This is a genomic window from Streptomyces sp. NPDC092370 (assembly GCF_044755265.1).
In the GTDB taxonomy this organism is placed as follows: domain Bacteria; phylum Actinomycetota; class Actinomycetes; order Streptomycetales; family Streptomycetaceae; genus Streptomyces.
The window spans coordinates 112,045-120,235 of record NZ_JBIVQO010000018.1; the positions used below are offsets into that span (position 1 = coordinate 112,045).

General features: G+C 70.0%; 6 protein-coding genes and 2 pseudogenes. 6 read left to right on the forward strand and 2 right to left on the reverse strand.

What is annotated here, in order from left to right; translation table 11 throughout:
• Window positions 1-2: 2 nt before the first annotated feature.
• Window positions 3-380, forward strand: a complete 378-nt coding sequence (locus ACIQHQ_RS35560) for a VOC family protein (protein WP_402620373.1) — start codon at window positions 3-5, stop codon at window positions 378-380.
• Between the two features lie 19 nt (window positions 381-399).
• On the opposite strand, the gene ACIQHQ_RS35565 is transcribed toward ACIQHQ_RS35560, so the two are convergent.
• Window positions 400-708, reverse strand: a complete 309-nt coding sequence (locus ACIQHQ_RS35565; protein WP_402620376.1) for a hypothetical protein — start codon at window positions 706-708, stop codon at window positions 400-402.
• A gap of 159 nt (window positions 709-867) precedes the next feature.
• Between ACIQHQ_RS35565 and ACIQHQ_RS35570 the strand changes: the two genes are divergently transcribed.
• The 4 genes and pseudogenes from ACIQHQ_RS35570 to ACIQHQ_RS35585 form a co-directional block, all read left to right on the forward strand.
• The gene (locus ACIQHQ_RS35570; protein ID WP_402620379.1) at window positions 868-1,629 is read left to right on the forward strand and encodes a ZIP family metal transporter; all 762 of its coding nucleotides are present in this window, start codon (window positions 868-870) and stop codon (window positions 1,627-1,629) included.
• A 43-nt stretch (window positions 1,630-1,672) separates the two neighbouring features.
• On the forward strand, window positions 1,673-1,795 hold the full coding sequence (locus tag ACIQHQ_RS35575; RefSeq protein WP_402620382.1) for a hypothetical protein: 123 nt from the start codon (window positions 1,673-1,675) through the stop codon (window positions 1,793-1,795).
• A gap of 802 nt (window positions 1,796-2,597) precedes the next feature.
• The gene (locus ACIQHQ_RS35580) at window positions 2,598-4,724 is read left to right on the forward strand and encodes a beta-galactosidase (protein ID WP_402620384.1); all 2,127 of its coding nucleotides are present in this window, start codon (window positions 2,598-2,600) and stop codon (window positions 4,722-4,724) included.
• Window positions 4,725-4,758: 34 nt separating this feature from the next.
• Window positions 4,759-5,100: pseudogene (locus tag ACIQHQ_RS35585) on the forward strand (ABC transporter permease subunit); the annotation flags it as partial.
• Window positions 5,101-5,308: 208 nt separating this feature from the next.
• Here ACIQHQ_RS35585 and ACIQHQ_RS35590 read toward each other — a convergent pair.
• Window positions 5,309-7,327, reverse strand: a complete 2,019-nt coding sequence (locus ACIQHQ_RS35590; protein WP_402620387.1) for a non-reducing end alpha-L-arabinofuranosidase family hydrolase — start codon at window positions 7,325-7,327, stop codon at window positions 5,309-5,311.
• A gap of 550 nt (window positions 7,328-7,877) precedes the next feature.
• Here ACIQHQ_RS35590 and ACIQHQ_RS35595 point away from each other — a divergent pair.
• Window positions 7,878-8,191: pseudogene (locus ACIQHQ_RS35595) on the forward strand (alpha-galactosidase); the annotation flags it as partial.

Here is an 8,191-nt window from a genome sequence, read left to right on the forward strand (position 1 = left end):
CCGTGATCGCCGACCCGCAGTGTGTGGTGCCGGACTGCACCGATCCGGTGGAACTGGCCGCGTTCTACCGGTCGATCCTCGGAGGCACCGTCAAACAGCCCGATCCGCGGTGGGCGTTGAGCGACGCCTGGGCCACCTTGCACACGGCGTCCGGTGTCGTCCTGGCCTTCCGGCGGGCCGCGGATGACCGGCCGCCGCTGCGGCGGGACCCCGCCAGGCCGCAGCAGTTCCACCTCGACTTCGGGGTCGCGGACCTGGACCGGGCCGAGGAGCAGGGACTGGCCCGGGGGGCACGGTCGCTGGACGGCGGTTCGGACGGGCGGAGCTGGCGGATCTACGCCGACCCGGCCGGGCACCCGTTCTGTCTGGCCCGCCACTGAGAAGCGGACCCGGCCCTCCTCAGCCGAACCGCACGATGGGGGGGGCGAAGGTGCCCTCGGGCCCGCCGGGGCAGCCGACCGACCACACGGTCCCCGTGCCCGGCACCGGCGCCGGCCGCAGCCGCGAGGAGTCGCCCTCCCCGGCCACGGCCGGTTCGCCGTACTCGGTGAAGGACCTTCCGTTCCAGGCGAGGAGATCCGGCCCCGGAACCAGGGGCGGAGAACCGCCCGGCGGGCCCCACTTCTGTGAGCGGGCCACCGACGCCCAGGCCGGTTCGCCGGACGGCCCGGACGCAAGGGAGATGACCGAACCGACGTCGGTCGGCATGGTGTGGTGTCTCCGGGTGTGTGCAGGTGGTGGCGGCTCCAGCCGATCGGGTGCAGCCCGGTGCCGACGATGAGGCGGTGACGCGCGTCATAAGGTGCTGGATCATCCGTGCCCGGCGCCGGAGGTGCCGATCACGCTCGGGCGGGTACACGGCCCGGCATGTCCGAGGTGATACAGGCAGGTGGCTGGGGGTTGCTGGCAGGAAGCGCACTCCTGCTGGGAGCGGCGTTCGGTTATGGGGTGCGCGTACCCCAGAAGGTCATCGCGCTGGTGATGGCCTTCGGTGCCGGTGTGCTTCTCTCGGCCGTCTCCTTCGAACTGGTCGGTGAGGCCTACGAGCAGGGCGGTCTCGGCGCGGCGGCGGTGGGGACGCTGGCCGGAGCGGTGGCCTACACGGCCGGCAACCTGTGGCTGGCACGCCGTGGCGCCCGGCATCGCAAGCGGTCGGGCCACCACGCGGGGCAGTCGCAGCCGTCCGAGCCGGAGCAGAGCGGCTCGGGTCTGGCGCTGGCGCTGGGCGCGTTGCTGGACGGGGTACCCGAGTCGGCGGTGATCGGTGTCAGCCTGCTCGAGGGCGGGGCAGTCAGCCTCGTGACGGTCGCGGCGGTGTTCATCAGCAACATCCCGGAGGGCCTGTCCAGCTCGGCGGGGATGAAGAAGTCCGGGCGCGGCAAGGGGTACGTCTTCGCGGTGTGGGGCGCCATCGCGGTCGCGAGCACGCTCTCCGCGGTCCTCGGGTACGTCGTCCTCGGGGGCTTCTCGTCCACCGTGATCGCGGGGGTCACTGCCGTGGCCGCCGGTGCGATCCTGGCCATGATCGCCGATACGATGATCCCCGAGGCGTTCGAGGAAGCCCATCTCGCGATCGGGCTCGTCACCGTCTGCGGCTTCCTGGTCTCCTTCGCCCTGTCCCACGCATGAGGCCCTTGGCGGCGGCCCCTTGACCGAGGGGAGGCGCCCCGGTATGGCCCTCGACGACCCGCCCCGCCACCACGGGGGCCGTGCGGGCGAGCCGGGGGAGGACACGGCACCGCAGCGGGAGCTGCCGGAGCCGGACGCGGTACGCATGCTGGTGGTCGTCGACTGATCTTCTTCCACTCGGCACTGGTGTTCGCGACCGAGGGCGACTGCTACGTCACCAACTCCGAGACCACCGAAGTCATCACGGTCATCGCCGGTTCGAGGTGACCTGGGCGATGCCACTGCTGTTCCTGATCCCGGGGCGGGGGCCCGGCTTTCGGGGCGCCGCGGTGCAGGCGTCTTCGTCACAGAGCGCCTGCTGCGACCGGGTGTGTCCCCTTGGTCGTCGGGACACTCCTTTCGAACCCGTTGCCGCAGTGGCCCAAGGCCCCACAGAGCTCCACGGTCCGGCCGGCCGCAACTCCAGTCACACGACGGGATATCACCCCCCAATGGGCGGGGGACCCGCAGCTTCGTGCCGGATGCTCCATGACCGGCCTGTCTCGATCCTGAGCGCGACACGACCTGTTGGTGAAGCGCTTCGACGCCGCGATCGGACGGGAATCTGCTGTCAGTGCCCCGGTGAGCACGGCAACCCATTGACCCAAGCCCCTTGATTCGCTCGATACTCCTGACTACCTTGCGTCCGTAGGCGAAGCGCTTCGACGCCCGGGATCCCCTCTCGGAACGGAGGGACACCTCGACCGGCGACCGGTTCACCTTCACCGCCCGAGCTCTGACCGGGCTGACCGGCGGACCCGCCACGCCCTCAACGCGGCCCCACGGTCCGGTCATCGGGCCAGGTGCCCTGGAAGACCGGTACGTCCGTGACCGGTCCGGCCTCCTTCACTCACCACCTCCCCGTCCCGGCCGCCGGGATCCACGACCGGACCCGGTGGCCGGGACTCCTACGATCCCTGAGGACTCGCATGATCGATCTGCCCGCACGCGTTCTGTTCGGCGCCGCCTACTACCACGAGTACCAGCCCTGCGAGCGGCTCAAGACCGACCTCGATCTCATGGCGGAAGCGAAGTTCACCGTCATCCGCGTCGGCGAGTCGGTCTGGTCCACCTGGGAACCGGAGAACGGCCGGTTCGAACTCGACTGGCTGCAACCCGTCCTCGACGGCGCCCACGAGCGCGGCATCTCCGTCGTCCTCGGCACTCCCACCTACGCGGTGCCGCCGTGGCTGGCCCGGCAGTACCCGGAGATCGCCGCCGAGGACGCCGCCGGGCGCCGCGCCGCGTGGGGCGCCCGGCAGGAGCTCGACTTCACACACCCGGCTTTCCGGTTCCACGCGGAGCGGGTGATCCGCGCGATCACGGCCTGTTACGCCGCCCACCCGGCGGTCATCGGCTTCCAGGTCGACAACGAGCCCGGTCCGCGACTGCCGCACAACCGCGGCGTCTTCCAGCGCTTCGTGGACGACCTGCGCCACCGGTACGGCGATGTGGAGACCCTCAACCGCGAGTGGGGACTGGTGTACTGGTCGCACCGGCTGTCCACCTGGGCCGACCTGTGGACCCCGGAGGGCAACGCGCAGCCGCAGTACGACCTGGCCTGGCAGGCGTTCCAGGCGCGGCAGACCACCGAGTTCATCGCCTGGCAGGCCGGCATCGTGCGCGAGTACGCGCGGCCCGGCCAGTTCGTCACCACGTGCCTCGCCTACGGCTCACCGGGCCTGGAGGACGACGAGCTCACCGACAGCCTGGACATCACCGCGGGCAACCCGTACTACGACATGCAGGACAGCCTGACGATGCCCGAGCCGCCGCGCGAGAAGCTGCCGCAGCAGTGGATGGCGTACGGGGCGTGGGCGCTGCATCAGAGCGCCGACCGGATCTACTCCTCGCGGCAGGAGCCGTTCCTGATCACGGAGACAAACGCCCAAGCCATCGGCGGCACGTCGGACAACCGGCCCGCGTTCGACGGGCAGTGGCGGCAGGTCGCGTGGGCGCTGGTCGCGCGCGGGGCCCGCATGATCGAGTACTGGCACTGGCACACGCTGCACTTCGGCGCCGAGACGTACTGGGGCGGAATCCTCCCGCACAGCGGACGACCGGGACGCGCCTACCGCGAACTCGCCCGCCTGGGCGCCGAGTTCGAGCGGGCCGGGGACCTGGTCGCAGGGATCACACCGGACGCGGACATCGCCATGGTGTACTCGGCGCCGAGCAAGTGGCTGATGCGCAAGCATCCCCCGCTCGCCGGCCCCGACGGCGGTCCGGACGCGGGTGCGTACGAGGGCATCTTCGAGCCGTTCTACCGGGGCGCGTTCGAGGCGGGCCGTCAGGTACGGATCCTGCACGCCCGTCAGCTGCACGACCCGCGTGACGAACGCCCGGGACTGGCACCGGAGTCGGCGGTCGGGCCGCACCCCGTGCTCATCGTTCCCGCGCTGTACGTGGCGGACGACGGGATGCTCGACTGGCTGGGTGCCTACGCGGAGGCGGGCGGTCACCTCGTCCTCGGTCCCCGCACCGGCTACGGCGACCACGAGGCGCGGGCACGGCATGAGGTGACACCGGCGCGACTGGTCCGGGCCGCGGGTGTCCGGTACGACGAGTTCAGCAACCTGCACGCCGATCTGCCGTTGCGCTCCGTACAGGACAGCCCGCTCCAACTGTCCGCGGGCGCGGTGGCCACCCGCTGGGTGGAGGGCCTGGCTGTCGAGGACGCCGATGTCCTGGCCGAGTACGACCACCCGCACTTCGGGCGCTGGCCCGCCGTCACCACGCGCCGCCACGGCGCGGGCCGCGTCACGTGTGTGGGTACCGTGCCCGGCCGAGGCGTGGCCCGTGCGCTCGCCGAGTGGGTCGCGCCCACGCCGTGCGCCGGCTGGCGGGGACTGCCGGACTCGGTCACCGTCGCCACCGGCACGGCCCCCGACGGCCGACGCGTCCATGTCGTCCACAACTGGAGCTGGCAGCCGGCCACCGCCCAGGCGCCGGTGGACCTGACCGACGCCCTGGACGAAAGCGACGAAAGCATGGTCCCGGCCGGTGCGCCCCTGCGACTCGGTGCCTGGGACGTCCGCGTCTTCGCCGCTGCGTGATGCGCCGCCCGCCCAAGTACCTGGTCATGCGTGGGCCGTGTGGAAGGACGCCGGCGGGGAGATCATCGTCTTCCTCGCCGCGCCGGCCGCCGTCAGCACCGATCTGTACGAGGCCTCCGCGATGGACGGTGCGGGGCGCCGGCGACGGATGTGGCATGTGACGCTGCCCGCGCTGCGCCCGGTGATCGCCCTGCTGCTGGTACTGCGGGTGGGCGACGCGCCGAGCGTGGGATTCGAGCCGTCCCTGCTCCAGCGGGACGCGGTCGGCACCGGGGCCAGCGAGGTCCTGGACACGTACGTGTGGAACATGGGTATCCACAACGGTGACTTCAGCTACGCGACCGCGGTCGGCCTGGCCAGGGGAGTCATCGGAGTGACGCCTGGGCCGGGGGCCGGTCCGCGCCCGGGAAGGGCGCGGACCGGCCCCCGGCCGCAGCGCGTTGGATCCGTGCCGACTGTGCGGCGAGGTGCGCGACGTTCACCGCACCGCGATTCCGGTGACGGTCGGCCGCGCCGCGCGGATCCCGGTGAACCGATCCCGCCGTGTCTGGCGTGCGCCCCGCACGAGCGGCGGGGCCACAGGGTCAGCAGGTGGAATTCGTCTGGGTCAGCAGGCCCAGTCGCCAGGGAAGGAGGTTGTAGTCACCGCCCGCGTTCGGATTCATGCCTTGGTACAGGTACTGGAGCCGGCAGGCGGGGATGGTGAGTGTCTGGTCGTAACCCGCACGGATCATCTCGCCGTGGCTGATGTCCCTGGTCCAGGTCCCTGACGGGAAGGCGACGTTGTTGGACCGGGCGAACGGGTTGCTCTCGGACGCGGCCAGGGGGGTCCAGGAACCGGCCAGGCTGGTGGTCGTCCAGGAGCGGAAGTAGCGTCGGCCGTCCGATCCGATGGCCTCGACGAGTAGCAGGTATTGGTTGGAGCCCTGCACCTTGTACACGTTGCTCGCCTCGAACAGGGCGTACTTGGAGTCCCGGGCCGCGATGACGGTGTTGGTGAAACCGTTGGGGAACTGGCCGACGGTGGTCTGGGAGCGGTACAGGTGCCCGTTGTCGTCGGAGGAGAACAAGTAGCAGTTGGCGCTGTCGCAGATCACCCACATGTCGACCCAGTGGCCGTTGCCGATGTTCTGCCTGATGATGTCCGGCATCGACGAGTAGAAGTTGCGCGGTGCGCTCCACCCGTTGGGGTTGCTGATGTCGGGGTTGGTGGAGTACGAGGCGTTGCCTGTCTGGTACACCAGGTACCACAGGCGTTGCGGCGCGTAGTAGAAGACCTGCGGTGCGGCTCGGTAGCCCTTCCCGATGGCACTGCGGTCGAGATAGTGGTGCGTGGCCGACCCGGCCTGGGACCAGTCGCTGAAGTTCAGATACACCAGGTTGTATCCGGAGGAGCTCGCGGTACTGGCGAACACGTGGTACTTGCCGTTGTAGTGGACGACCGTCGGGTCCTTGATGCCGGCGATGTTGTGGGTGGCGTCCGACTTCGGCGAAATCAGCGTTCCGCTCGAGTTCCAGGAGAAGCGGGAGGGCAGCGCTGCGGCGGACCGTGCCGCAGGGGTGCCGTCCTGCCGCGCTGCGGCCGAGCCGCCCATTGCGGTGAGCGCCGACCGGTAGGCCTGCTTCTTGTTGCCGCCGCGGTCGAACAGCAGTGGGTTCTCCGAGGAGCGCCAGGAGTCGCTGTCGCGGATGCCCCACACGGTGATGCCGGTGCAGCGCGGGACGTTCATGCAGGCCCGCACCGTGTTCGCGTAGGCGGTCGGCGGCGCCTGCGCGATGTCGAGTTCGGTGATCTGGACGTCCACGCCGAGGGCGGCGAAGTTCGACAGGGTGGTCTGGAAGTTACCGGGCGGGCCGCCGGCGCCGAAGTGGGCCTGGAGGCCGACGCAGTCGATGGGCACGCCGCGAGCCTTGAAGTCGCGGACCATGCGGTAGACGCCCTGGGTCTTGGCGTCGCTCCAGTTCTCGATGTTGTAGTCGTTGTAGCAGAGCTTGGCCGCCGGGTCGGCGGAGCGTGCGGTGCGGAAGGCCTGCTCGATGAAGCCGGTGCCCAGCACGTCCCGGAAGACCGAGCTGCGCATCTGACCGCTGCCTCCGTCGGCGAAGGCCTCGTTGACCACGTCCCAGCTGTGGATCCGGCCCTTGTAACGGTTCATCACCGTGGTGATGTGGTTGTTCATCACGCTGCGCAGGGTGTTCGCGTCCCTGATGGAGCTGACCCAGCCGGGCAGTTGCTGGTGCCACACCAGGGTGTGCCCCCGCACGCGCTGGTTCCGGGACGCCGCCCGGTTGACGATCTGATCGGCGGCGCCGAAGGTGAACTGCCCGCGGGACCGCTCGGTCGCGTCCCACTTCATCTCGTTCTCGGGTGTGACCGAGTTGAACTCGCGGTCCAGGATGCCGGTGTACGTTCCGTCGCCGAGCCTTCCGGCGGCCACGGCGGTCCCGAAGTACCGTCCGGACTGTGCCGCTTGGGCCCCGAGGGTGGACGCCTGGGCGTCGTCGGGTGCGGCGGTCGCGGCACCGGGCGTCACCAGGGCGCCGATGGCCAGCAGGCCTAACACCGACGCTCGGCGACGGCCGAGCCGTGTCAGCGGGTTCATGGTTCTCCTTTGCGGTTTGGCGGGGGGTTGGTGGTGCGGTCGGCGGGGTCGGATCAAGGCGTCGACAGCCCGCATGGTGGAGATTGACGAGGGCATGACATTCGTCGGGTGAGGTCCTCCCCTCTGCAGCACCTCGTTCATGCGGTGCGAAGTGGCCGGAGTGATCCCATCACTGTTCGTGATTCCGAACATATATCGATTCACCGAGCACCCTGGATGATAGGAGGCTGATCCGTGCCGTCAATACGTCCCGCATGATTCGTCTGATGCATCGAAACATTCGAGAGGGCGTGAGGCGTCTCGTCAGGGCCGCGCGTCCCGTCGTTGTCGCCGATCGGGCGGGTCGACGTGCCGTGGCGGGGGGTGGAAGGGTGCCGGGAAGGCTCGGGGTGTTGACATGCTCGGACGCCTCCCTAGTATCCGAGGGGCCCTGATTTTCCGAATGGTGCTCGAAATTTCGAACGCCTCGTCCCCTCCCGGTGATGTCATGAATGTGACAATGGCGCCTCGTATGACCCACCCGCAGCGCCCGTCCGGGAAAGGAGCCCCGGTGCCCTCACGATCAGGAAGACGACTGCTCCCCCTCCTCGCCGCGGCCGTACTGGCGGTCACGGCGTCCATGACGGCCTCCGCCCACTCCACCGCCTCGGCCGCGCCCGGCAGTCCGGCGCTCACCCCGCCCTTGGGCTGGAACAGCTGGAACAGCTTCGGGTGCGGGATCACCGAGGCGCAGGTGCGTCAGGCCGCCGACGCGATGGTGTCCTCGGGTATGCGGGACGCCGGATACCGGTACGTGGTGGTCGACGACTGCTGGTTCGACCCGCAGCGCGACGCGGCCGGCAACCTGCGGGCCAACCCCACCAA